The sequence below is a fragment of the Palleronia sp. genome (assembly GCF_042089775.1).
Classification (GTDB): Bacteria; Pseudomonadota; Alphaproteobacteria; order Rhodobacterales; family Rhodobacteraceae; genus Palleronia.
This window is the reverse complement of record NZ_JBELKF010000058.1, coordinates 1-21568: the sequence shown is the minus strand read 5'-3', so window position 1 is coordinate 21568 and position 21568 is coordinate 1. Positions and strand designations below refer to the sequence as shown.

Below are 21568 nucleotides of genomic sequence, written 5' to 3'. Positions count from 1 at the left end.
CTTCGGCATCGGCATGAACACCGACCACACGCTGGAAGAGGTCGGCCAGCAGTTCAGCGTGACGCGCGAGCGCATCCGCCAGATCGAGGCGAAGGCGCTGCGCAAGCTCAAGCACCCGAGCCGGTCGCGGAAGCTGCGGTCGTTCCTGGACCAGTAAGACGACGGTCGGCGAGGGTGCCACTCCCTGGCGCTCTCGCCGATTACCCCGGCTCGGCGCTCTGTCCTTGAGACGGAGGGATTGCCCTTCGCATCCCGCCGTTCAAGCCTATGTTTCCAAGGAAACATGACGAGGGGACCCAGCATGTCCATTCTTTCCAAGCTCTTCGGCCGTGGTGGCGGCGGCGCGTCCGCGCCCGAGGAGCAGCCCGTGACCTACAAGGGCTTCATCATTCGCCCGGCACCCATCGTCGAGGGCAAGCAGCATCGCCTAGCCGCGTGGATCGAGAAGGAGGTGAACGGCGAGACGAGGTCTCACCACTTGATCCGTGCCGACATGACTGCAGCGCGCGACACTGCAGTCGAGGCCGCGATCGCCAAGTCCAAGCAGGTGATCGACGAGCAGGGCGAAGGCCTGTTTTCGTGAGCCGGCGGGGCGGAATGACGCGTTGCGCCACCGGAAGCGCCCGCTAGGCTGGGCACGTACTGACGGAGAGTCCCATGCCCTTCGATGCCACCAATCCCTTCAAGCGCAAGCCCGCCAAGCTATCCCGTCTGCCACGGGTCGTGAGGCTTTATATCCTGCACGCAACGATCGGCTTCGGGCTGTCCGGCATCTTTACTGGCACCCTGCTTGGCTTCGATGTGGCGGGGCTGGGCCATCTGGTGAGTTCGGTATCGGGCGGATGGCTGGCTGCACTGGTCTTCTTCATGCTGAACGGCATCGTCTTTGCGGGCGTCCAGACCGGCATCGTTGTCATGGGCATGACCTATGACGACGCGCCGGGCGGGGGGCGCCGCCGCGCTCCCGAGCCGGTGCCGATCCCGGTCCGCGCGCGCTGACGTCTCAGGTTCGGTTGGCCTGGTTCGGATCGCTGGTCGAGCCGGGGCCGCTTGACGGAGTTCCCGAATCCCGCTTGCTGTCGGACGTGGCGTTCGGCCGGATGGTCTCTTCCTTGGGCATCGGCGTGCGGTTCGCCTGGTTCGGATCGCTGGTCGATCCCGGACCGGTCTTGGGGTCCTTGGTCTTGTCGTCGCGATCGTTAGTGGACATTGTGCGTCCTCCTTTCATCTTCTCTCGCAAGACTGGTCGCATTCGCGTCCGTCTGCCTATGACAACGAGAGGACACCCATGCTCCGTTCCCTCACGCTTGCTCTCGCACTCGGGGCTGCCACACCGGCCGCTGCGTTCATTGCGCAGAACGGTTTGATCGTCGCCCCTACCGGGTCCGACACGTTTCATGTGCCGTGGACCGGCAGATCCGGCGCCCCCGCCTATTGGTGCGCCGCCGACGACTATGTCGTCCGCAAGCTCCACCTGCCGCCGCCAGGAACGAAGATCTATCGCTATGATCGGCCGATGCGCCGCCAGGGTGAGGGGATTGCCTTTGATCTCGATCCGGCGCGGGCGCAGCCGACGGGTCTTCTGCTGTTGCAGGGCGGGCCGGGATTCTCGGCCTCCTTTGCGCGCACCCTTTGCGACGAGACCGGAGTGCGTTGATGCAGACTGCGTTCGAAATTGCCACCCGCGGTCCCGGCCTCTACGAGTTCACCGACGACGTCGCGGACTGGCTGCCCCGGCGCGATGGCGTGCTGACCCTCTTTGTGCGGCACACCTCGTGCTCGCTGCTGATCCAGGAGAACGCGGACCCGGACGTGCAGACTGACCTGATGGCCTGGATCGACCGCCTCGTCCCGCGCACCGACACGCCCGACATGCGCTACCTGCGCCACCGTGCGGAAGGGCCGGACGACATGCCCGCGCACATCAAGGCCGCGCATTTGCCGGTGTCGCTCAGCATCCCGGTTTCAAACGGCCGCATGGCGCTTGGCACGTGGCAGGGCATCTATCTGTGGGAGCATCGCGACGCGCCCCACACCCGCCGGGTCGCGGCTGCTCTGACCTGATCCACGACGCAAACGGGAACGCGATCGCCTGTCGCCTGTTGCACATGGCAAAGACAGACAGGCTACAGTTCATGAGAGAGATCTTTTCGCGCCGGCGCGCGACGCTGCGCCACACCCGGGAATCCATTGTCGCGCAGGTGGCGCAACGTGAACCGCTCACCCCGCTCTCGCGCCGCGAATGGTGGCGCGGCGCGGCCCTGTACCAAGTCTATGTCCGCAGCTTCTACGATTCCAACGGCGACGGGATCGGCGACATCCGGGGCGTGTGCGAAAAGCTCGACTACATCAAGTCGCTGGGCGTGGACGGCTTCTGGCTGAGCCCGATCTTCCCCTCTCCACAAGAAGATTTTGGCTACGACATCACCGATTTCCGCGCTGTTGACGCGATCCACGGCAACCTCGGCGATTTCGACTATATGGTATCCGAGGCGCATTCCCGCGGGCTGAAGGTCCTGCTGGACGTGATCCCGTGCCACACTTCGGACGAGCACCATTGGTTCGAGGAAAGCCGCCGCGACAAGGGTGGCCCCTACGGCGATTGGTATGTCTGGGCGGATGCCGCGCCCGATGGCGGTCCGCCGAACAACTGGCTCAGTTCCTTCGGCGGTCCTGCCTGGACGTGGGAGCCGCGGCGGTCGCAATACTACTACCACCCGTTTCTCGAGTGTCAGCCGGCCCTGAACCTGCGCAAGAAAGAGGTTCTGGACGCCGTCATTGATGCCATGCGCTTCTGGCTTGACCACGGCGTGGACGGCTTCCGTCTCGATGCGATCCAGTGCCTGTCCTACGACGCCGACCTGCGCTCGAACCCGCCCGAGGACAGCCGCGGCCCGGTCGCGCCGCTCGGTGGGGGAGAAAACAATCCCTTCCGCAAGCAATCGCACTTGTTCGACCGCGATGTGCCGGACGCGTTCCCGATCGTGGAGCGCCTGCGCAACGCCGTCCGCGGCTACGAGCCCGAGCGGGTTCTGATCGGTGAACTCGCGGACACCGACAGCGCCCGCATCTCGGAAAAGTACACCGTCCACGGTGACGGGCTGCACGCGGTCTATGACTTCAGCCTCATCTATGTCCCGCGCGAGATCCGCCCGCTGACCGAGATCCTGACCTATCGCAGCGCCTTCCTGCGCACGGGCTGGATGATGAACGTGCTGTCCAACCACGATTCGCGTCGGGCCGTCACTGATTTCGCGCCCTTTGCCGAGACGCGCGAGCAGGAGGTGGCCGCGCAGAAGATGCTGTTCTTCATGCAGTTCGCGCTGAAAGGCGGGGGGATCATTTATCAGGGCGAAGAGCTTGCTCTGCCACATCCCGAACTGCGCTTCGAAGACCTGCGTGACCCGTGGGGCATCGCCTTCTGGCCCGACTTCGAGGGACGGGACGGTGCCCGCACGCCCATGCCGTGGTCGGCGGACGCGCCGCATGGGGGCTTTACCGAAGGAGAGCCGTGGATGCGCGTCCCGCCAGAGCATTGCCCACTGAGCGCGGATCGTCAGGCAGATGACCCCGACAGCGCGCTCAACTTCCTGCGCAGTTTCCTCGACTGGCGGAACGGTCAGCCGCTGTTGCGGTGGGGTGGTGAGCGCGTTTATCCGCCCGATCTCGCGCCACTGATCATCTGGGAGCGCTATGGCGAGGGGGAGCACCTGATGTGCTTCATCAATTTCAGCGCGCAGACCCAGACCCTTCCGGCCGAGCGCGTCGGCAAGCGCAAACTCGTCACCGGCCCCGGCATGGTCACCGAGATGCAGAAGACCGGGATCGAGATCCCGCCCTTCGGCTTTGGCTGCGCGCTCGGCACCGAGCCGTAGCCGGACCGGCGCCCGCTGACATCGGGGGCGGAGCATTCCGCCCCCGCGCCCTCAGTTCTGGGGCATCAGGAAGACTTCGCGAATGGCGGCGCGAGGGTCAGCCTCGATGGCGAACAGCACCGCCCCGGCCACGTCCGAGGGGTGCAGCTTGTCCGGCTTGCTCTCGTCGAAGAACGGCGTGTCGACCATGCCCGGCGCAATCAGGCTGCACCGACCGCCCCATTCCCGCATCTCGTCCGCCATGTTCCCGGCGAAGCCGTGCACGAAGTACTTCGTCGCGCCGTAGATCGAGCCGGAGATATGCCGCCGACCGGCTGCCGATCCCGTCAGCACCAACGTGCCTTGCGTCTTCTTCAGTTCGGGCATCACCGCCCGCGCGGTCCAGACCAGCGCGGTGACATTCAACTCGATCATGCTCGCAATGTCGTCGGCATCGCCTTCGACCACGCCCGCCTTCTTCATCCCGCGCCCCGCATTGGCGAAGGCTGCATCAATGCCACCGAAGCGCTCCATCGCCTTCGCGACAGCGTCCTCTTGCGCGGCGAGGTCGGTTGCGTCACCGGGCAAGGGCAGGGCGGCCTCGCCGATCTCGTCCGCCAGCGCCTCGAGCTTTTCGGCCGAGCGGGCGAAAAGGGCGACGTCCCAGCCGGCCTTTGCCGCCGTCCGTGCCGTCTCGGCCCCGATTCCCGAGCTTGCGCCGGTGATGAAAAGTGTTTTGGCCATGTCCGATCGTCTCCGTGATGATTGATCCCAGCCCAACGTGATCCGCTTGCATCGGTTCACCACCCCGGCGACCCTTCATATGGGGGAGGAGCGTTTCCTGTTGTCCATCGCTGGGGCCGGCCGCTAAGGATAGGCGACGAGGGGATTTCTCGCCCGAAGGGGGATACCGATGCGCTGTCCGTTCTGCGGCAATGTCGACACCCAGGTGAAGGACTCGCGGCCCGCCGAGGACCACGTTGCGATCCGCCGCCGCCGCCTGTGCACCGCCTGCGGGGGCCGGTTCACCACCTACGAACGGGTGCAGCTGCGCGATCTGGTCGTGGTCAAGACCAACGGCCGTCGCGAGGATTTCGACCGCGACAAGCTGGAGCGTTCGGTTCGCATCTCGATGCAGAAGCGCCCTGTCGATCAGGAGCGCGTGGACCAGATGATCAGCGGGATCGTCCGCCGGCTGGAAAGCATGGGCGAGACGGACATCCCCTCGAAGGTCATCGGCGAGATCGTGATGGAAAGCCTCGCCCGGATCGATGCGGTTGCCTACGTGCGGTTTGCCAGCGTCTACAAGAATTTCCAGGCCGCCGACGATTTCGACAAGTTCGTGAGCGAACTCAGGCCTCTAGCCAAGCCCGAAGGGTGAGCGACGCCGACCATATGGCCCACGCGCTGCGCCTTGGCCGGCGCGGGCTGGGGCGCGTCTGGCCGAACCCGGCCGTTGGCTGCGTGATCGTCCGCGAGGATCGCGTGATCGGCCGCGGGTGGACTCAGGACGGCGGGCGGCCTCATGCGGAAACGGTGGCGCTTGCCCAGGCCGGCGCGGAAGCGCGCGGGGCTACGGCTTATGTCTCGCTCGAACCTTGCGCCCATCATGGGCGCACGCCGCCCTGCGCCGAGGCGCTCGTCGCAGCGGGTGTGGCGCGCGTGGTCACCGCGCTCGAGGACCCCGATCCGCGGGTCGCGGGCCGCGGCCACGTCATTCTGCGCGAGGCGGGGATCGAGGTCGTTACCGGAATCGGCGCGGCGGAGGCGCGGCGCGATCAGGCCGGGTTTCTGTCCCGCGTTCTGCGGCAGCGGCCGATGGTGACGCTGAAGCTTGCGACCACGCTCGACGGCCGGATCGCGACGGCGAGCGGCGAGAGCCGCTGGATCACCGGCCCCGACGCCCGGCGCGCGGTTCACGCCATGCGCTTGTCCCACGACGCGGTTCTGGTCGGCGGCGGCACTGCGCGGGCCGACGACCCGCGCCTGACGGTGCGCGAAATGGGCGCCGACCTCCAGCCCGTCCGTGTGATCGCCGCCCGCAAGCTCGACCTGCCGTCCGAAGGTGCACTCGCCGCCTCGGTCGCCGAAGGGCCGCTCTGGCTGCTTCACGGCTCTGAGGCGCGCGAGGATCGTGTCGCCGAATGGACTGACCGCGGCGCCACCTGCATCGCGGTGCCGGTCGCCGGCGGATACCTTGACGCTACGCGCATCCTGCACAGCCTGTCCGACCGCGGGATCACCCGCGTCTTCTGCGAGGGTGGCGGCAGCCTTGCGGCATCCCTGCTGCAGGGCGGGCTGGTCGACCGGCTCGTGACTTTCGGCGCGGGCTGCGTGCTCGGGGCCGAGGGGCAGCCCGCAGTGGCCGCGCTGGGGGTGGATGCGCTCTCCATCGCCCCGCGTTTTGCCCTGACCGGGACCCGCCGCGTCGGCGCTGACACGATGTCTGTCTGGGAAACTGCCGCCTAGCGCCGCCAGAGATGCGTGTGCCCGGCAAAAGTGCCCTGAAGCTTCGCAAGCGCACGGTTCCCTCGCCCCGGCCGCGGTATAGTGCCGGACGCCAGTCGGTCCGCCACGACCTCTGGCGGGCAGGGCAAACCGGTCATGGGGTCCGTGTAACGCGGGTAGGCGACCAACGCTGCATGGACGAGGCCTGAAAGCGGCACCTCGACCCGGCGCCGGTCGGGGACCGGGCCGAGGTCGCTGGTCAGGCCCCACCCCGCGTAGAAAGGCGTCCCGAGGCAGGTCACGGGAATGCCCCGCAAGAGCGCCTCGAACCCGATGGTCGAAGTCATCGTCCATACCTCGTCCACAAGCGGCAAGAGCACCGCGGGGTCCACGCCCCGCAGCACCATGTCAGCCTCCGAGGCGTCGATTGCGCCGGGGCGCAGGCCCGCCTCGACGTCCGGGTGGGGCTTGTAAAGGACCACAGCTTCGGGTTTCGCCGCGCGCGCCGACGCCAGAAGCGCCGCGTTGGTGCGTATCTCGCCCGCGCCGAGGCGGATCGAGGCGTCGTCCTCGACCTGGCCGGGCACCAGAATGCGATGGCCGCGGGGCAGGGGCGGTGGGTCGGCGCGCCCGACGTTGTACTTCGTCAGGCCGCTCGCCACGAGAGTCGCCGAAAGCCGCTCGGCCCGGCGCAGGTCGGGTTCGGGCAGGTAGACGCTGTCGGCGATCAGTTGCTCCAGCCGCGAGGGGCGTGTCGGGTCATAGTAGATGCCGAGCTCGTCCGTCACCAGCGACAGCGGCGGGATCAGATCTGCGCCCAGTCCGCGAGAGCGGAGGAATCCGTCCTCGACCCGCAGAACCCGCGGCGCGGACAGCCCCGTGCGCTCGGCCCCCGCCCAGACAAGCAGGTTGCGCGCTTCGGCCGTGGCACGGCGGCAGGCGCGGTCGGCGTCGCGTTCGAACCGAACGGGGCGCCAGCGGCCGAAGGTGCGCTGCAGCGGCCCACGCTTCCACAGGCGCATCCCGAGCGCGACGTGGCCATGTCGATCCTCGCGCCACGCCCGAGCTTGTGCCTCTAGCGCATCGACGACATTCTCGACCTCGCACAGGCGGTCGCGGTAGGGGTCGTACCAGGTGGGGTACTGGATCAAAGCCCCCGCCACCAACTGCGCGCGGGTGAGGCGGCGGATACGGCGGGCGACCGGATACTCGTCTTCGGTCAGGCCCCAACCGGCGTAGAAGGGCTGCCCCAAAACGCGGGGGCAATGGCCGGCAAGGATCGCCTCGAACCCCAGCTGCGAACTGACGGTATAGACCGCCACGGCGCCCTCGAGCAGGTGCCAGGGTGAGACCGGCGCGTCCATGATCGATGTCCGTGCGTCCAGATCGCTTGGCCCGAAGTGGCCGGGGCGGTAGCCGCGCGCGGTCTCGGGGTGGGTCTTGATGACAATGCGCGCGCCGGGGTGCTCCAGCCGGGCGACGGTCAGCATCTCGGCAAATGTCGCCTCGTTTGCGCCGGAATGGCGGATGGAGGCGTCGCCCCGCGTCTGGTCGATCACAAGCACATAACCCGGTTCCGGCACTGGCAGCGACGGATCGACGGCGCTGTACTTGGTCAGATGCGCGCGCTTCAATCGCGTGGCGAGGTGGCGCGCGCGGTCCAGCACCGCCGTATCGTCGAGCGGCGCCGTTGCAAGCAGACGCTCAAGGTCCGACGGCGAGCTGCTGTCGAAATGGACGCCCGCGCGGTCGATCAGAAGGCCCAGCGGCGGCTCGCCCGACCGGCCTGGCATCAGCGAGCGCAGGAACGCGTCCTCGGTCCGCACCAACGGCGCGCCGGTCCGCGCGGCCACGGCCTCTCCCCGTCGCGCATGAGGGGATCGGCCCCAGACACCCACGGCGTCGCCGTCGCGCGGGCGGCCGGTGGTCACGCGCCACCCGGCGAGCGTCAGGATGCGGCGCAGGCGCGAATTCAGGAAGCCGCCCGTGTAGACCCGAAGCGCGGGAGGACGGCCCACGGGGTCAGTCGCTCGAAACTGTGCTCTGCACCGTCGAAAGCGAGGATGTCGCGCCGGTCAGGACACCGACCACCTTCTGGACCTGCACGTAGGGTGCTTCGGTCACGTAGACCGTGTCGCCGTCGCGGATCGCGAAGTCGCGTGCTTCGAACATGCCATTGGGCTCGGTCAGGTCGAGCACGTAGACCATCCGCTGCGGCCCCACGAGGTCGACGCGGCCCAGCACCAGCTCGGCGATGTCTTCGGGTTCGTTGCGGAACACGAAGACGCCAGTGGGATCGGCGAGCTGAGTCGAAAGCCCGCCCACCAGTGCAATCGCCTCGATGGCCGAAATGACCTGCCGGTCAAAGGTCACGAGCTGTTGGCTGCCCGTCGCACCAAGCGCGGTAAAGGCGCGGCTGTCTTGCTCGACCAGAATGCGGTCGCCGTCCCTGAGGGCGATGTCGTAGCGCGGGTGGGTGAAGAGGTCCTCGAACCAGACGGTCTCTTGCAGGTTGCCGCGGCTGACGGTGACTTGCGCCACGTCCTGCGGGATCGCCAGCCCGCCAGCCTGCGCGAGCATGGCCGAAAGCGTCCGCGTGGGCCGCTCGATCGGATATACGCCCGCAGCCGAGACACCGCCGACGATCGATACCGCGGCGCCGTCGCCGGCGAGGCGGCGGACGAGGATCTGCGGGTCGGGCGTCTGACTGCCGAGTCGCTCGGAGATGATGCGCCGGATCGCCTCGGGCGTGTTGCCGGCTGCGCGGATCCGGCCGGCATAGGGCACGAAGATGTAGCCGTCGCCATCGACTTGCACTTCGTCCAGTACCGTGGCGGGCGCACCTTGTGGGACCAGCAAGCCATCTTCGACATTCTCGTAGATCGTCAGGCCCAGCGTATCGCCGGGGCGAATGGTGTCCGAGCCGATGAGCCCGGCATTTAGAAAGGCGGGGCTGAAGCCCAGCGCGGGATAGACGGCGGTCGCCGTGGTCACGCGCCGGTTGACCGAGACGATGAAGGCGTCGCCCTGCCGCTGCACCGACCCGTTGAAGATCTCTCGCTTGTTCGGTCCCACGCGCGGAAGGCCGCACGCGCTGACCATGGCCACAGCGGCGAGCAGGGCGAACGGTTTCGCCCAGGACGCGTTCTTGAGATACACTGCCCGGTCTCCTCGACCTGTTTTTCTTGTCTGCCTCTGGTATTTTTTGGGCTCAGGATACCCGAGCCGGACTGAAAATCCACACCGAATGGGACGGTGTCTCTAATTCACCACATGCAGGTAGCGCCGAGGACCCGCCTTGCCGAGGCGCAAGGCATCGTAGGGGTCATGCGGGGCGAGCATCATGTCCGTGACCTGGCGCAGAAGCTGCAGTCGCCCGGGCGAGGAATAGTAGCTGCCGGCGATCTGGCTGGTTTCGAGCAGGTAGCGCCGGTAGTCGCGATAGGCGCGCGCGTCGGGGCGCGAGGGCTGGCGGAAGAACTCGGCCAGCGGCTGGATCGAGACGAATTCGGGCTTGGCATAAACAGCCTCGCCGAACACCTTGAGCGGCAGCCCGCGCCACAGCACCTGCTGCGCGGCGGTCGAGTTCACCGTCACAGCCGACCGCGCATGGTCCAGAAGCGCGGCCAGCTTGCCGCCGCGGATGTAGTGGACGCGGTCGGCCACGCCGTGCGCGCGGGCGAGCGCCCGGATCGTCCGGCGCTGGTCGATGCGGCCGTCCTCCAGCGGATGGGCCTTGAAGATCAGGTGGTGGTGGCCGGGCGCGCCAACGGCGAACCCTTCGATGACGACGCGCAGGAAGTCTGTGCCGCTCTGGAAGGGCGAATGGTTCAGGAAGTTGCTGTCATGTTCCAGTTGCAGAAGTGCAAGGTGGTAGGGAAAGCCCCCGCGCCTGACGCGACCCGTGGCGACTGCCCGATCCGCCCAGTGCGCCGGCGCCAGCAGGAGCCGCGCGAAGTAGAGACGGAACTCTTCTTCGACCGTCAGCGTGCGGTGAGGGCGGAAGCCCGAATAGCGGCGGTTCCCGAACAGGACGGCGGCATGGTAGAGCGCGCCGTACCAGATGTGCTCGCGCATGTCGCCCCAATGGGCGGGGGCGACGGGCATGTCGGTCTCGGCCCCGGCGAGAGCCTCGCGCATGTCCGCCACGCCGGTCGACATCAGCTTCGAGTGGCCGTTGGCGCCGCCCCGCTCGTAGGTGACCCAGTAGGGGCGCAGGTATCCCTCCTCGAAGACGTGCACCTTGATCCCGCGCGCGGCGGCCTGTCTGATGGCGGTCGCGTGGATCGGCCGGGTGTCGCCGTAGAGGACGACGTCCGTGATCCCCTTGCCCTCGAGTGTCTGGGCAAGAACCTCGGGCCATTCGTCGGGCGTGCCGCGATAGGGGATGAAACTCTTGCGGTCGAACCAGAACGCTTGGTCCCCACGATTGAAGCCGATCCGCCAGCACCGCGCGCCCGTCCGTCCGAGCATCCGGCCCAGCTGGCCAAAGAACGGCCCGTGCGGCCCCTGCAGGAACAGGTAGCTGCGTGTCGTCGGATCGTTCATTCGCCCTTTGCCCTCCCATGCTCCCTCTTTAGCGAGGGAATTCGGCCGTATGATGGCATCTTCTTGCAGCGCCCTTAACTTCGCGCCAAGAGAGGACGTGACGAGGACGGGAGTCAGGCGATGTTCACGGGACTGATCGGCGATGTTGGCGAGGTTCTCGAGGTCGAGATGCGCGGCGACATGCGGGCGCGGATCGGCTGCTCCTGGCCCGCGGGCGACATCCCGATGGGCGCCTCGATCGCGTGCGACGGCATCTGCCTGACCGTGATCTCGACCGGCACCGAGCCCCGCGAATGGTTCGACGTGGAGATTTCGGCCGAGACGCTGTCGCGCACCAATATCGGCGCCGACGGCTGGCTGGTGGGTCGGCGCGTGAACCTCGAACGCAGCCTGCGGGTGGGGGACGAATTGGGCGGCCACATCGTGTCGGGACATGTCGACGGGGTCGCGCGGATCGTGTCGGTTCGGGACGAGGGCGACAGCACCCGCTATACCTTCGAGGCGCCGGCCGAACTGGAGCGCTTCATCGCGCCCAAGGGCTCGATCGCGCTGAACGGCACGTCGCTGACCGTGAACGAGGTCGAGGGTGCGCGTTTCGGCGTGAACCTGATCCCGCACACCAAAAAGGTGACGACGTGGGGTGACGCGGCCGAAGGCGACCTCGTCAATCTCGAGGTGGACACCGTCGCTCGCTACGTCGCGCGGCTGCGGGACGCCGGCTGAGGGCCTTCCACCGCGCGCCGCGTTCACGCCGCCTGAACCACCGCAAAGGCATCACCTCCCTGCGCGCAAGGGAAGACAACAGCGAGAGCGATGGGGGCCGGCCGGGCCTAGCAATCCGGCAAGCCCGCTCCTGACCCTCTCACCGGTGAGATGACAAGGCCGGGGGTGACGCCCCGCCAGGCCGCTCTCGCGTCCCGACAAGGTGGCGCCACCGATCTTCCGACACGATCCAAACAGAGCCCGGCGCCCCGACAGGCGACCCGGGCCGCTGGCGCATCCTCGGCGTGACGCGACGTGCCGCACATGCGGGCGATCCGCTCTGGCCTTCGCGGCTTGCGCCGTCTATCTGGGCGGCGAAAGCGAAAGGGTGCGCATGGCCGAGCACGATTACCACGACGCGATCTCCTCGATCCAGGAAATCATCGAAGACGCCCGCAACGGTCGCATGTTCATCCTCGTCGATCACGAGGACCGCGAGAACGAGGGCGATCTGGTGATCCCAGCGCAGATGGCCACGCCCGATGCCATCAACTTCATGGCGAAGGAGGGCAGGGGCCTGATCTGCCTTTCGCTGACCTCGGCCCGCTGCGACGCGCTGGGCCTGCCGATGATGGCGCAGCAGAACTCTTCGCGGCACGAGACCGCGTTCACCGTCTCAATCGAGGCGCGTGAAGGCGTATCGACCGGCATTTCCGCGCATGATCGGGCGCGCACCGTGGCCGTGGCCATTGATAGTGCGGCGACACAGGCCGACATCGCCACGCCCGGCCACGTCTTTCCCCTGCGCGCCCGCGACGGTGGCGTGTTGGTGCGCGCTGGCCATACCGAGGCCGCGGTGGATATCTCGCGCCTTGCCGGCCTGAACCCCTCGGGCGTGATCTGCGAGATCATGAACGAGGACGGGAGCATGGCCCGGCTGCCCGACCTGGTGGCCTTCGCCCAGCGCCACGGGTTGAAGATCGGCACGATCAGCGACCTGATCGCCTATCGCCGCCGCAACGACAACCTCGTGCGCCCGATCCGCGAACAGTCGATCACTTCGGAATTCGGCGGCGACTGGACCCTGCGCGTCTATCAGGACGAGACGCAGGGCGCCGAGCATATCGTGCTGATCAAGGGCGACGTCTCGGGCGACGCGCCGGTGCAGGTGCGGATGCACGCGCTCGACCCGATGCTCGACGTTGTCGGCGCCGGGCCTGCAGGTCGCGCCCGCGAGTTCGCCGAGGCGATGGAGCTGATCGCGTCCGAGGGGCGTGGCGTCCTGGTTCTGCTGCGCGATCTCGAGATGAAGGTCGCCGGCGAGGACGAGGTGTCGCCGCAGACGCTGCGGCAATACGGGCTGGGCGCGCAGATTCTGTCGTCGCTCGGGTTGCACGAGCTGATCCTGCTGACCAACTCCCCCAAGCCGAAGGTCGTCGGGCTTGAAGCGTACGGGCTTTCGATCACGGACACGCGCAAGATTTCGGAGATCGATTGATGGCCGGACAATCCCACTACACCCCGCCGATGCCCGAGTTTGATGACGCGCCCAGCGTGCTGATCGTGGTTGCGCCATACTACAAGGACATCGCAGACGACCTGCTGGCCGGCGCGCGCAAGACGCTGGAAGCCGTCGGCGCAAGTCACGAGACGATCGAGGTGCCAGGTGCGCTGGAGGTTCCGACCGCCATCGGCATCGCCCACCGCACGGCCGAGTTCGACGGTTTCGTGGCGCTCGGCTGCGTGATCCGGGGCGAGACCACCCATTACGAAACGGTATGCAACGACAGTGCGCGCGGGCTGACGATGCTGGGCCTTTCCGGCGCCTGCATCGGCAACGGCATCCTCACCGTGGAAAACTATGAACAGGCCGCGGTGCGCGCGGGCGAGCAGAACAAGGGTGGCGGGGCCGCTGAGGCAGCGTTGCACCTGATCGCGCTGTCTCGCAAATGGCGGAACGCGCCCAAGGGCATCGGGTTCAAACCCAAAGGCTGACCATGACCGACAAGAAACAGATGCGCTCGGCCGCGCGGCTCTATGCGGTTCAGGCCCTGTTCCAGATGGAGCAGAGCGACCTGTCCGCAGACCGTGTGCGGGCCGAGTTCGAGACCCACCGCTTCGGCGCGATCTACGACGAAGGCGAGATGGCCGAGGGCGACCTCGACCTCTTTCGCAAGACGCTGGACGCTGCGGTCGAGTGGCAGAACAAGATCGACCAGATGACCCACAAGGCGCTGGTCGAACGCTGGCCCATTGACCGGATCGACCCGGTCCTGCGCGCGCTCTTCCGCGCCGGCGGGGCCGAGCTGTTGCAGGGCAAGGCCCCGCCGCGGGTGGTCATCACGGAATATGTGGACGTCGCGAAGGCGTTTTTCCCCGAGGGAAAGGAGTCGCGCTTCGTCAACGCCGTGCTCGATCACATGGCCCGCGCGGCCAAGCCCGAGGCCTTCCAGGACAAGCGCTGAATTCGGCCGCGCTTCGCCGCCGACAGAACCAGCCCTTGGGAACTCGGCCGCGCGCATCTATGTTACATTTGTGTTGCCACGATGGAGGTTCGGATGCGCAGCGTTGTGTTTCATGTCGGGTTTGCGCTTGCCGCCGCGACCGGACTTTTTCTGGTTCTGTTTGGGCTCGTAAGCGCGGCCGTTCACGTTGCGACTTTCCTCGCGCTCGCCGGTCTGTCGGGGCTGCTGATCGCCGCGCGCTTCCCGGCCCGGCCCGAGGCGAAGCCGGTCCGCATCCGGTCAGATCGGTGACCCGTTCCCCTCGCCTTCGGGCGGGGTGACGATGCGATACCGTTCAAGTTCTTCGGTCACGAAGATATAGATGGCCTCGGGTGGGGTCATCAGCGCGTGCTGGACCAGAAGGGGGTCGAGGCCCATCTCGGCCAGGTGCCCCATGACCAGGCCCTGCCCTCGCTGGATGTCTTCGACTGCAAGGAAGGCGGGCTGGACGACGTTCTCTCCGAAATAGTGCTGGTGTACGCCGAGCGATCCGTCCGGCTGTACCGTCCGCTCGATGCCCCCGGCAAAGAGGTAGGGGCAGGCGGACAGGCAGACGTCGCCCGGCGCAATCTCGGTCGCCACCCTCAGGTCGCGGATCTTCCGGCCGAGCGCCAGCGCGTCCGTGACAGATCCGCCCGGCGAATGCACGAGAAGCGCCTCGGGCGCATCCTCTGCCTTGAAGCGCTCGGCCAGAAGCGCCCCAACGCGGTCGCCGTCGCCCGGCGCGATCATCCCCAGCAAACGCAGGACGTTGCGACCGTCCAGTTCTGTATCGAGCAGCATCAGCCGGTCGGGCATGTCGGTCGTGGGCGGGAAGGGGCGGTTCGGCACGTCTGGCAGTTGCTGCGGCTCGAACCGGCGAGTCTGGTCTCCGGGGCGTACGGGTTGGTCAAGATGGGGCGCGCGGGGCTGGGGCGTCCACGTGGGCAGGCCCGCGCTGATGTCGCCGGCGACGAGCGCCACGCCGATTAGCAGTTGCAGTCCGAAGATCCCCTTGATGATGGCCGAGGACGTCGTCCTCATTCCGCGCGGCCCCGGATCGGCGTCGGCTTCGGCGCTTCGGCGAGGTCGGGGGTGTCGGCGACATCGACCTCGCGCAGGGCACGGAGGGCGGCGCGCAGCTCGGCCACCGTCATGTAATCCTCGATCGCCACGCGATCGCGGGACCGGCGGATGGCGCCCTGCGTCACCATGAGGATGAGGACCAACACCGCCGGCAGCAGGTCGATGGCGATGGCCCCGGCCCAGGAAGGAACGAAGTTGCCAGCATAGCGGATCACCGCGTCGGCCGACGAGATCGGCGTATAGCTGACCTCGGCCGGAGGCTGCATGCCTTCGACCTCGGCCGCGGCGACGGCCAAGGTCTCGGTCCGCTGGGCCAGCACCTCAAGCACGCTGTCGATGGTCGCCTGCTGGCCCTGTGCGGTTGCTTCGGTCTGGCTGAGCACGGGACGCACGACGCTTTCCGACAGGTCGTTGGCAGCGCGGCTGACGAGCGGCGCGACCGACAGCTGCCGCAGCTGCGTGATGAGCCCTGCAAGGCGCACCGCATCCTCCGAGAACTCGACCGAGCGGACCTCGACCGGGCCGGGCTCGACCGTCAGGGACCGCATCCGGCTAAGGATCTCGTTCCCTTCGGCGAAGGCCTGCGCCACCGCCGGGCCCTGCTGGGCGATCTGCTGCTCCAGCGCCGCAAGCTCGTCGGCCTTCTGCGTCAGCAGCCGGAACACGGCGCCGCGCCCCGAGATGCCCGACAGGTCGCCGGTGGCCTCCTGCTCGGACAGGTCCTGAAAGGACTGGCGAACCCGCGCCACGTCACGCTCCAGCGCCTGGGCCGAGACGGCGATGGTGTTCGCACGTTCGAGCGCGTTCTGGTATTCCTGCACGGTCCGGGCGAGGTGCTGTTCCACCGCTGCCGCCCCGGCCAGCGCCGCGGCGTTCAGCCACGATGACATGGCGATGATAGCGACCGATCCCAGCGCCATCGCGCCCAAAAGCCCCAGCCGCGACGCAGCGGTGCGCATCGCCGGTAGAAGGCGCATCAGGTAGGACCAGAAGACGAAGATCCCCACCGACACCGCGATGGAATAGGCGAGCGCGGCAAAGACCGAAAGCGCACCGGTGGCATCCAGCAGCGACGACACGCCAAGGTAGGTGTAGATGCCCGACGCCGCCGAGAGGACGCCCAAGGCTGCGCCCGAGAAGGTGTCGAGCCAGCTCAGGTGCCCCTCAAGTTCGCGCACATGGCGCGGATCGGTGCCGTCATTCATCGATAATCCCCCAAGCCGTCCCGCGAACTATGACCGCAGGTCGAGGGAATTCAAATCACGCTGTGATGGGAAGAAGGCGATCGGCGGGACCACCACAACCGTGGGGAGTGCAATTCCCGAGGACCTGTATATACAGGTGGGAGCCAGGTAGCAGAACCACGGCCCTGCCAGAGCCAGCCCCCTCGGATTTGCTTAAGGCCACCGGAATTTTTCCCTACACGGGAAGGGCAGTGCCCGCCTGACCCATCAGGTAAGCGGGCGGCCCGTCGCTGACAAGCCCCGCGTGCCCTTGATTTTTGTTTCCGGTCTGTTCACATTCCGCCCATGCCCGAGGACCGCGCCGACATCCAGCTGAAACCCGGCCAGCTCTTGCAGCGCGGCGTTGCCCGCGCGCTGGTTTCGCACGGGTTCGTCTGCGTCGAGGAGCTGGTGCCGACGTCGGGCCTGCGCGTGGACGTCATGGCCTTGGGTCCCAAGGGCGAGATCTGGATCGTCGAATGCAAGTCCTGTCGCGCCGACTTCGCGGGGGATGCAAAGTGGCAGGGCTACCTGGAATGGTGCGACCGCTACTTCTGGGCCGTGGATGCCGATTTCCCGGTCGAGCTGCTGCCCGAGGATAGCGGCCTGATGATCGCTGACGCCTACGACGCCGAGATCGTGCGGATGGGCGCCGAGGCAAAGCTCGCCCCGGCGCGGCGCAAGGTGATGATCCAGAAATTCGCCACCCATGCCGCGCGCCGCCTGCAGGCCCTGCGCGATCCCGGCGCGGGGCTGGCGGTCTAGCGCTTCTTCTTCTCGGTCATCTGCCGCGCACCTTGGGCGGCGGCGCGAATCTCTTCGGCGATTTCCTCGGCCTCTTCGGGGTCGAAATCCATCGGGATTTCCACACCGCCGTCAGCTTCGACATAGATGCGGACCATGCCGGCGTCGGTCGGGCCGATCTGGATGTTGGCGGACGTGTCTGAGGGGTCGTTGATGCCCATGGGGTCGCTCCTTCTTGGCCGCTTTCAGGTATCCCTGCGCAGGCGTCACGGCAAGGCGCGGACGGGGTTGCAAGGGGCGCGCGAGTTGTGTAGTCCACCGCGCACCGGGCCGCCTTAGCTCAGTTGGTTAGAGCGCTGGATTGTGGATCCAGAGGTCCCCTGTTCAAGCCAGGGAGGCGGTACCACTTCACTTCAGGTCGATACGGCGCGTCAGTGCGCCGCCTGCATCGAACAGCAGGAGCTCGCCGGCTTCGGTGATGACCAGAGTGAAGTCCTGCGCCCGCGTCACCGCGGCCGGGCGGGCGCCATCGGGCAGGTCGAGCGCTTCGGGCCAGTCCGGCGTGCCGCGAATCTCCGAAAGGATGGCCCAGATCAGCACGACCGCCAGCGCGATCATGCTTGCAGTCAGGCCCACGACCAGCCATTTCAGCAGCCGCACCGCACCGTCGGGAGAAGGAGCCTCGTTATCCATGGCCGTGCGCCTCGTCGTCATCATCGGGGCGGAACCGCCCGCGCGTCTGGATAAGGCACTGGCCCGCGACGTGCCAGAGGAAGCGCACCTGTCCCGCTCGCGCCTTGCCAGGCTGATCGAAGCGGGCTGCGTCAGCCGTAGGGGCGAGGTGCTGAACTCGGCCAAGGCGCGGGTGGTCGAGGGGGACGAGATCACGCTCGATGTCCCCGAAGAGGCCGAGACCGAGATGGTGGCCGAAGACATCCCGCTGGTCGTGGTCCACGAGGACGATGATCTGATCGTGGTGGACAAGCCCGCCGGCATGGTCGTCCATCCCGCGCCGGGTTCGCCCTCGGGCACGCTGGTGAACGCGCTGCTCCATCACTTCGGCGGCAACCTTTCGGGAGTCGGCGGGGAAAAGCGCCCCGGTATCGTCCACCGGATCGACAAGGACACGAGCGGCCTCCTGGTCGTGGCCAAGACTGACCGCGCCCACCACGCGCTGGCCGATCAGTTCGCCGCCCACAGCGTCGAACGGCGCTACCTCGCGCTGTGCCACGGCGTCCCGAGCCCTGCCGATCCCCGGCTGGTCGGCACGCGCGGCATCGGGGTCGAGCCGGGCGGGGTGATCCGCATCGCGACCAACTTCGCGCGACATCCGACGGACCGGCAGCGCCAGGCGGTGACGTTCCAGGGCGGACGTCATGCCGTGACGCGCGTGCAGGTCGAGCGGGATTGGGGCGAGGTGGCGCTGGTGTCGTGCCGGCTGGAAACCGGGCGGACGCACCAGATCCGGGTGCACATGCGCCACGTCGGCCACGCGCTGATCGGCGACCCGGTCTATGGCGGGCAGAGGAAGGTTTCCGCACGGCGACTGAGCGAAATTGCACAGGATTTGAACAGCTTTCCACGGCAGGCACTGCATGCACAGACCTTGGGATTCATCCATCCGGCCGGAGAAAGCCTGAGCTTTGTCAGCGATTTGCCGCCCGACATGAAAGCGTTGATTGAAGGGCTGGACGGCGTAGCGGGCGACACAAGCGCGTGAGATCGCGCGAATGAGAGACGACTTTTCGGACCTGTGCTCTTTACGATCCGTTTGGAACACGAACGCTATTCACAAGCATCGCTCTTGAACTGAACCGAACGGTTCACCAAATAGATGACAAGCCGCCCGACGGCCACACAGGAGGGGCACCATGGCAAGTTACGCAAATCTTCCAGCACCAAGCCCGGAACAGGGCCTCAACCGCTACATGCAGGAGATCCGGCGTTTCCCGATGCTGGAGCCTGATGAAGAATATATGCTCGCCAAGCGTTGGGTCGAGCATGAGGACACAGAAGCCGCGCACAAGCTGGTCACAAGCCACCTGCGACTCGCCGCCAAGATCGCCATGGGCTATCGCGGTTATGGGCTGCCGCAGGCCGAGGTGATCTCGGAGGCGAACGTGGGTCTTATGCAGGCGGTCAAGCGCTTCGATCCCGAGAAGGGTTTCCGCCTTGCGACCTACGCCATGTGGTGGATCCGCGCCTCGATCCAGGAGTACATCCTGCGGTCCTGGAGCCTCGTGAAGCTTGGCACGACGAGCGCGCAGAAGAAGCTGTTCTTCAACCTGCGCAAGGCCAAGAACCGGATCGGCGCCTTGGAAGAGGGCGATTTGCGGCCCGAGAACGTCAAGCAGATCGCCAACGATCTGGGCGTGACAGAGGACGAGGTGATCTCGATGAACCGGCGTATGGCCGGGTCCGATGCCTCGCTGAACGCCACGATCTCGAACGAAGGTGAGGGTTCGGCGCAATGGCAGGACTGGCTTGAGGACGAAGAGGCAAACCAGGCCGAGGACTACGCCGAGAAGAACGAGCTGGAGACCCGGCGCGCACTTCTGACACAGGCGATGGACGTCCTGAATGAGCGCGAGCGTGACATCCTCACGCAGCGCCGGTTGCAGGACCAGCCGGTGACGCTGGAAGAGCTGTCGGGCGTCTACGACGTCAGCCGCGAACGGATCCGCCAAATCGAGGTTCGTGCCTTCGACAAGCTGCAAAAGCGGATGACTGAACTGGCATCGACCAAGGGCATGATGGCGGACGCCTGATCCCACGCGACGGAAGGGCTGGCGCTCGGCGTCGGTCCCGCTAGGCTCCCGGACAAACAGTCCGGGAGCTTTTTTCATGACCGATCCTATCCGCTGGGGCATCGTGGGTGCGTCGAACTTTGCGCGGAAATCGATGGCACCGGCGCTTCATGCCGCGAGCGGATCGCGGGTGGTGGCGCTTGCCACACGCTCGGCCGACAAGGCCGCGGCCTTTGCCGAATTCCTGCCGGACCTGCGGGTCGAAGAGGATTACGACGCGCTGCTGGGCGCAGACGACATCGACGCGATCTACGTGCCCTTGCCGAACCACCTGCATGTCGAATGGGTGCTGAAAGCGCTCGAAGCGGGCAAGCATGTCCTGTGTGAAAAGCCGATCGCGCTGCACGCCGCCGAGGCGGACCGCCTGATCGAGGCGCGGGACAAGGCGGGGCTGCTCGCCGCCGAAGCCTTCATGATCGTGCACCACCCGCAGTGGCAGCGCACGCGGCAGCTTCTGTCGGAAGGCGCAGTGGGACGTCTGCGCCATGTCGAGACGACGTTCAGCTTCTTCAACGACGACCCGTCGAACATCCGCAACCGGGACGGCATGGGCGGCGGCGGCTTGCGGGATATCGGCGTCTACGCGTTCGGCTCTGTCCTTTATGCGACCGATGCGCAGCCCGGGGACATGACGGCCAAGCTGACCATGGAGGGCGACTGGGACAGCTTCGCCGAGGTGACGGCGACCTTCCCGGATTTCTCGTTCCACACCGTTGTGTCGATGCGCCTCGCGCCGCGGCAGCGGGTCGTGTTCCACGGCGACAAGGGCGTGCTGGAACTGACGGCGCCGTTCAACGCGGGGACGTTCGACCAGGCAGAGCTGGTAATAGAGAACGTCATGAACACCCGCACGGTTGAGCGCTGGCCGGGCGTGAACCAGTATGTCCTGCAAGTCGAGGCGTTCTGCGACAGCGTTCGCAACGGCACGCCCTATCCGTGGACGCTGGAGCAATCCCGCGGATCGCTCGAGATGATCGATCGCTCGTTCGAACTGGCCCAGCGTTAAGCCGGCCCGGGACCCTGCGCCCCGGACCGGCGCGGGGTCAGTCTTCCATCGACTCGAGTTCGTCGATCATGCCCTCGATCATCGACAGGCCCTTGTTCCAGAAGGCCGGGTCGCTGGCGTCGAGGCCAAAGGGCTTCAATAGCTCGGAGTGGTGCTTGGACCCGCCGGCGCGCAGCATCTCGAAATACTTGTCCTGGAAGTCCGGCGCGCCTTCCTCGTAAGCCGCGTAAAGCGCGTTCACCAGCCCGTCGCCGAACGCGTAGGCGTAGACGTAGAAGGGCGAGTGGACGAAGTGCGGGACGTAGGCCCAGAACACCTGGTAGTCGTCCATGAAGTCGAACGCGTCGCCCAGGGATTCGGCCTGGACCGACATCCATAGCGCGTTGATCTCGTCCGGCGTCAGCTCGCCCTCGCGGCGGGCGGCGTGGAGCTTGCATTCAAAGTCGTAGAACGCGATCTGGCGGACGACCGTGTTGATCATGTCCTCGACCTTGCCGGCCAGCAGGACCTTGCGCTCGGCCTTGTCCTTGGCGTTCGCCAAGAGCTTGCGGAAGGTCAGCATCTCGCCGAACACGCTTGCCGTTTCGGCAAGCGTCAGGGGGGTGTTCGCGAGCATCTCGCCTTGGCCCGCGGCAAGGCGCTGGTGGACGCCGTGGCCAAGTTCATG

At 66.8% G+C, this 21568-nt stretch carries 27 protein-coding genes and 1 tRNA gene; 18 read left to right on the top strand and 10 right to left on the bottom strand.

What is annotated here, in order from left to right; translation table 11 throughout:
* The 3 genes from ACFDS3_RS13725 to ACFDS3_RS13715 all read left to right on the top strand — a co-directional run.
* On the top strand, positions 1-157 hold a 157-nt coding region (locus tag ACFDS3_RS13725), incomplete at its 5' end, for a sigma factor-like helix-turn-helix DNA-binding protein (RefSeq protein ID WP_375262919.1).
* Between the two features lie 144 nt (positions 158-301).
* On the top strand, positions 302-583 hold the full coding sequence (locus ACFDS3_RS13720) for an HlyU family transcriptional regulator (RefSeq protein WP_375262917.1): 282 nt from the start codon (positions 302-304) through the stop codon (positions 581-583).
* 74 nt (positions 584-657) lie between these two features.
* Positions 658-999: a hypothetical protein gene (locus ACFDS3_RS13715; RefSeq protein WP_375262916.1), complete on the top strand. Its 342-nt coding sequence runs from the start codon at positions 658-660 to the stop codon at positions 997-999.
* A gap of 4 nt (positions 1000-1003) precedes the next feature.
* On the opposite strand, the gene ACFDS3_RS13710 is transcribed toward ACFDS3_RS13715, so the two are convergent.
* Complete coding sequence (locus ACFDS3_RS13710; protein ID WP_375262915.1) at positions 1004-1210, bottom strand: hypothetical protein; 207 nt, start codon at positions 1208-1210, stop codon at positions 1004-1006.
* Positions 1211-1288: 78 nt separating this feature from the next.
* On the opposite strand from ACFDS3_RS13710, the gene ACFDS3_RS13705 reads away from it, so the two are divergent.
* From ACFDS3_RS13705 to ACFDS3_RS13695, 3 genes are all read left to right on the top strand, one after another.
* Complete coding sequence (locus ACFDS3_RS13705; protein WP_375262914.1) at positions 1289-1657, top strand: hypothetical protein; 369 nt, start codon at positions 1289-1291, stop codon at positions 1655-1657.
* A complete protein-coding gene (locus tag ACFDS3_RS13700; protein WP_375262913.1) occupies positions 1657-2064 on the top strand; it encodes a secondary thiamine-phosphate synthase enzyme YjbQ in 408 nt (135 codons plus the stop codon). Before ACFDS3_RS13705 ends, ACFDS3_RS13700 begins: the two co-directional genes overlap by 1 nt.
* 71 nt (positions 2065-2135) lie before the next feature.
* Positions 2136-3875: an alpha-amylase family glycosyl hydrolase gene (locus ACFDS3_RS13695; protein ID WP_375262912.1), complete on the top strand. Its 1740-nt coding sequence runs from the start codon at positions 2136-2138 to the stop codon at positions 3873-3875.
* A 51-nt stretch (positions 3876-3926) separates the two neighbouring features.
* Here ACFDS3_RS13695 and ACFDS3_RS13690 read toward each other — a convergent pair whose 3' ends face one another.
* Positions 3927-4598, bottom strand: coding sequence for an SDR family oxidoreductase (locus ACFDS3_RS13690; protein ID WP_375262911.1), 672 nt, complete (start codon positions 4596-4598; stop codon positions 3927-3929).
* A 169-nt stretch (positions 4599-4767) separates the two neighbouring features.
* Between ACFDS3_RS13690 and nrdR the strand changes: the two genes are divergently transcribed.
* Both nrdR and ribD read left to right on the top strand, forming a co-directional pair.
* Positions 4768-5235 (top strand): transcriptional regulator NrdR, encoded by a 468-nt coding sequence (gene nrdR / locus ACFDS3_RS13685; protein ID WP_375262910.1) that lies wholly within the window; start codon positions 4768-4770, stop codon positions 5233-5235.
* Positions 5232-6323: a bifunctional diaminohydroxyphosphoribosylaminopyrimidine deaminase/5-amino-6-(5-phosphoribosylamino)uracil reductase RibD gene (ribD, locus tag ACFDS3_RS13680; protein WP_375262909.1), complete on the top strand. Its 1092-nt coding sequence runs from the start codon at positions 5232-5234 to the stop codon at positions 6321-6323. Before nrdR ends, ribD begins: the two co-directional genes overlap by 4 nt.
* Here ribD and ACFDS3_RS13675 read toward each other — a convergent pair.
* The 3 genes from ACFDS3_RS13675 to ACFDS3_RS13665 all read right to left on the bottom strand — a co-directional run bounded on the left by ACFDS3_RS13675 (position 6320) and on the right by ACFDS3_RS13665 (position 10850).
* A complete protein-coding gene (locus ACFDS3_RS13675; protein WP_375262908.1) occupies positions 6320-8320 on the bottom strand; it encodes a capsular polysaccharide biosynthesis protein in 2001 nt (666 codons plus the stop codon). The genes ribD and ACFDS3_RS13675 overlap by 4 nt on opposite strands.
* A gap of 4 nt (positions 8321-8324) precedes the next feature.
* Complete coding sequence (locus ACFDS3_RS13670) at positions 8325-9404, bottom strand: polysaccharide biosynthesis/export family protein (protein ID WP_375262918.1); 1080 nt, start codon at positions 9402-9404, stop codon at positions 8325-8327.
* A 159-nt stretch (positions 9405-9563) separates the two neighbouring features.
* The gene (locus ACFDS3_RS13665; RefSeq protein ID WP_375262907.1) at positions 9564-10850 is read right to left on the bottom strand and encodes a capsule biosynthesis protein; all 1287 of its coding nucleotides are present in this window, start codon (positions 10848-10850) and stop codon (positions 9564-9566) included.
* Between the two features lie 120 nt (positions 10851-10970).
* Here ACFDS3_RS13665 and ACFDS3_RS13660 point away from each other — a divergent pair, with 120 nt between their 5' ends.
* The 5 genes from ACFDS3_RS13660 (at position 10971) to ACFDS3_RS13640 (ending at position 14308) form a co-directional block, all read left to right on the top strand.
* Positions 10971-11573 (top strand): riboflavin synthase, encoded by a 603-nt coding sequence (locus ACFDS3_RS13660; protein ID WP_375262906.1) that lies wholly within the window; start codon positions 10971-10973, stop codon positions 11571-11573.
* Positions 11574-11946: 373 nt separating this feature from the next.
* Positions 11947-13050 carry a 3,4-dihydroxy-2-butanone-4-phosphate synthase gene (ribB, locus tag ACFDS3_RS13655; protein ID WP_375262905.1) on the top strand — a complete coding sequence of 368 codons (1104 nt, stop codon included), beginning with the start codon at positions 11947-11949 and terminating at the stop codon, positions 13048-13050.
* Positions 13050-13547: a 6,7-dimethyl-8-ribityllumazine synthase gene (locus ACFDS3_RS13650; protein WP_375262904.1), complete on the top strand. Its 498-nt coding sequence runs from the start codon at positions 13050-13052 to the stop codon at positions 13545-13547. The genes ribB and ACFDS3_RS13650 overlap by 1 nt, the downstream gene beginning before the upstream one ends.
* A gap of 2 nt (positions 13548-13549) precedes the next feature.
* On the top strand, positions 13550-14017 hold the full coding sequence (gene nusB, locus ACFDS3_RS13645) for a transcription antitermination factor NusB (protein ID WP_375262903.1): 468 nt from the start codon (positions 13550-13552) through the stop codon (positions 14015-14017).
* A gap of 93 nt (positions 14018-14110) precedes the next feature.
* Positions 14111-14308 carry a hypothetical protein gene (locus ACFDS3_RS13640; protein ID WP_375262902.1) on the top strand — a complete coding sequence of 66 codons (198 nt, stop codon included), beginning with the start codon at positions 14111-14113 and terminating at the stop codon, positions 14306-14308.
* Here the strand turns inward: ACFDS3_RS13640 and ACFDS3_RS13635 are convergent.
* Entirely contained in the window at positions 14297-15079 is a 783-nt protein-coding gene (locus tag ACFDS3_RS13635) for a hypothetical protein (RefSeq protein ID WP_375262901.1), read from the bottom strand. The two genes, ACFDS3_RS13640 and ACFDS3_RS13635, sit on opposite strands and share 12 nt — an antisense overlap.
* A complete protein-coding gene (locus ACFDS3_RS13630) occupies positions 15076-16326 on the bottom strand; it encodes a hypothetical protein (protein ID WP_375262900.1) in 1251 nt (416 codons plus the stop codon). The genes ACFDS3_RS13635 and ACFDS3_RS13630 overlap by 4 nt, the downstream gene beginning before the upstream one ends.
* Positions 16327-16650: 324 nt before the next feature.
* Between ACFDS3_RS13630 and ACFDS3_RS13625 the strand changes: the two genes are divergently transcribed.
* Positions 16651-17109, top strand: coding sequence for an MmcB family DNA repair protein (locus ACFDS3_RS13625; RefSeq protein WP_375262899.1), 459 nt, complete (start codon positions 16651-16653; stop codon positions 17107-17109).
* Here the strand turns inward: ACFDS3_RS13625 and ACFDS3_RS13620 are convergent.
* The gene (locus tag ACFDS3_RS13620; protein WP_375262898.1) at positions 17106-17309 is read right to left on the bottom strand and encodes a DUF6324 family protein; all 204 of its coding nucleotides are present in this window, start codon (positions 17307-17309) and stop codon (positions 17106-17108) included. The two genes, ACFDS3_RS13625 and ACFDS3_RS13620, sit on opposite strands and share 4 nt — an antisense overlap.
* 108 nt (positions 17310-17417) lie before the next feature.
* Here ACFDS3_RS13620 and ACFDS3_RS13615 point away from each other — a divergent pair.
* Positions 17418-17494, top strand: a tRNA-His gene (locus ACFDS3_RS13615).
* Between the two features lie 2 nt (positions 17495-17496).
* Here the strand turns inward: ACFDS3_RS13615 and ACFDS3_RS13610 are convergent.
* The gene (locus tag ACFDS3_RS13610; RefSeq protein ID WP_375262897.1) at positions 17497-17781 is read right to left on the bottom strand and encodes a DUF6476 family protein; all 285 of its coding nucleotides are present in this window, start codon (positions 17779-17781) and stop codon (positions 17497-17499) included.
* Here ACFDS3_RS13610 and ACFDS3_RS13605 point away from each other — a divergent pair.
* The 3 genes from ACFDS3_RS13605 to ACFDS3_RS13595 all read left to right on the top strand — a co-directional run bounded on the left by ACFDS3_RS13605 (position 17780) and on the right by ACFDS3_RS13595 (position 20901).
* Positions 17780-18808, top strand: coding sequence for an RluA family pseudouridine synthase (locus ACFDS3_RS13605; RefSeq protein WP_375262896.1), 1029 nt, complete (start codon positions 17780-17782; stop codon positions 18806-18808). The two genes, ACFDS3_RS13610 and ACFDS3_RS13605, sit on opposite strands and share 2 nt — an antisense overlap.
* Positions 18809-18959: 151 nt before the next feature.
* Positions 18960-19856, top strand: a complete 897-nt coding sequence (gene rpoH / locus ACFDS3_RS13600) for an RNA polymerase sigma factor RpoH (protein WP_375262895.1) — start codon at positions 18960-18962, stop codon at positions 19854-19856.
* 76 nt (positions 19857-19932) lie between these two features.
* Positions 19933-20901 carry a Gfo/Idh/MocA family protein gene (locus ACFDS3_RS13595; protein WP_375262894.1) on the top strand — a complete coding sequence of 323 codons (969 nt, stop codon included), beginning with the start codon at positions 19933-19935 and terminating at the stop codon, positions 20899-20901.
* A 37-nt stretch (positions 20902-20938) separates the two neighbouring features.
* Here the strand turns inward: ACFDS3_RS13595 and ACFDS3_RS13590 are convergent.
* The coding region (locus ACFDS3_RS13590; protein ID WP_375262893.1) for a M3 family oligoendopeptidase at positions 20939-21568 on the bottom strand (630 nt) is incomplete at its 5' end.

Excerpts from the sequence above, each read along its gene's own strand:
- ACFDS3_RS13695 (WP_375262912.1), top strand. The coding sequence starts at position 2,136 with ATGAGAGAGATCTTTTCGCGCCGGCGCGCGACGCTGCGCCACACCCGG.
- ACFDS3_RS13630 (WP_375262900.1), bottom strand. The coding sequence starts at position 16,326 with ATGAATGACGGCACCGATCCGCGCCATGTGCGCGAACTTGAGGGGCAC.
- ACFDS3_RS13720 (WP_375262917.1), top strand. The coding sequence starts at position 302 with ATGTCCATTCTTTCCAAGCTCTTCGGCCGTGGTGGCGGCGGCGCGTCC.
- ACFDS3_RS13700 (WP_375262913.1), top strand. The coding sequence starts at position 1,657 with ATGCAGACTGCGTTCGAAATTGCCACCCGCGGTCCCGGCCTCTACGAG.
- nusB (WP_375262903.1), top strand. The coding sequence starts at position 13,550 with ATGACCGACAAGAAACAGATGCGCTCGGCCGCGCGGCTCTATGCGGTT.
- ribB (WP_375262905.1), top strand. The coding sequence starts at position 11,947 with ATGGCCGAGCACGATTACCACGACGCGATCTCCTCGATCCAGGAAATC.
- ACFDS3_RS13715 (WP_375262916.1), top strand. The coding sequence starts at position 658 with ATGCCCTTCGATGCCACCAATCCCTTCAAGCGCAAGCCCGCCAAGCTA.
- ACFDS3_RS13605 (WP_375262896.1), top strand. The coding sequence starts at position 17,780 with ATGGCCGTGCGCCTCGTCGTCATCATCGGGGCGGAACCGCCCGCGCGT.
- ACFDS3_RS13610 (WP_375262897.1), bottom strand. The coding sequence starts at position 17,781 with ATGGATAACGAGGCTCCTTCTCCCGACGGTGCGGTGCGGCTGCTGAAA.
- nrdR (WP_375262910.1), top strand. The coding sequence starts at position 4,768 with ATGCGCTGTCCGTTCTGCGGCAATGTCGACACCCAGGTGAAGGACTCG.
- ACFDS3_RS13665 (WP_375262907.1), bottom strand. The coding sequence starts at position 10,850 with ATGAACGATCCGACGACACGCAGCTACCTGTTCCTGCAGGGGCCGCAC.
- ACFDS3_RS13640 (WP_375262902.1), top strand. The coding sequence starts at position 14,111 with ATGCGCAGCGTTGTGTTTCATGTCGGGTTTGCGCTTGCCGCCGCGACC.
- rpoH (WP_375262895.1), top strand. The coding sequence starts at position 18,960 with ATGGCAAGTTACGCAAATCTTCCAGCACCAAGCCCGGAACAGGGCCTC.
- ACFDS3_RS13620 (WP_375262898.1), bottom strand. The coding sequence starts at position 17,309 with ATGGGCATCAACGACCCCTCAGACACGTCCGCCAACATCCAGATCGGC.
- ACFDS3_RS13635 (WP_375262901.1), bottom strand. The coding sequence starts at position 15,079 with ATGAGGACGACGTCCTCGGCCATCATCAAGGGGATCTTCGGACTGCAA.
- ACFDS3_RS13705 (WP_375262914.1), top strand. The coding sequence starts at position 1,289 with ATGCTCCGTTCCCTCACGCTTGCTCTCGCACTCGGGGCTGCCACACCG.
- ACFDS3_RS13710 (WP_375262915.1), bottom strand. The coding sequence starts at position 1,210 with ATGTCCACTAACGATCGCGACGACAAGACCAAGGACCCCAAGACCGGT.
- ACFDS3_RS13660 (WP_375262906.1), top strand. The coding sequence starts at position 10,971 with ATGTTCACGGGACTGATCGGCGATGTTGGCGAGGTTCTCGAGGTCGAG.
- ACFDS3_RS13690 (WP_375262911.1), bottom strand. The coding sequence starts at position 4,598 with ATGGCCAAAACACTTTTCATCACCGGCGCAAGCTCGGGAATCGGGGCC.
- ACFDS3_RS13595 (WP_375262894.1), top strand. The coding sequence starts at position 19,933 with ATGACCGATCCTATCCGCTGGGGCATCGTGGGTGCGTCGAACTTTGCG.
- ACFDS3_RS13625 (WP_375262899.1), top strand. The coding sequence starts at position 16,651 with ATGCCCGAGGACCGCGCCGACATCCAGCTGAAACCCGGCCAGCTCTTG.
- ACFDS3_RS13650 (WP_375262904.1), top strand. The coding sequence starts at position 13,050 with ATGGCCGGACAATCCCACTACACCCCGCCGATGCCCGAGTTTGATGAC.
- ACFDS3_RS13670 (WP_375262918.1), bottom strand. The coding sequence starts at position 9,404 with ATGGTCAGCGCGTGCGGCCTTCCGCGCGTGGGACCGAACAAGCGAGAG.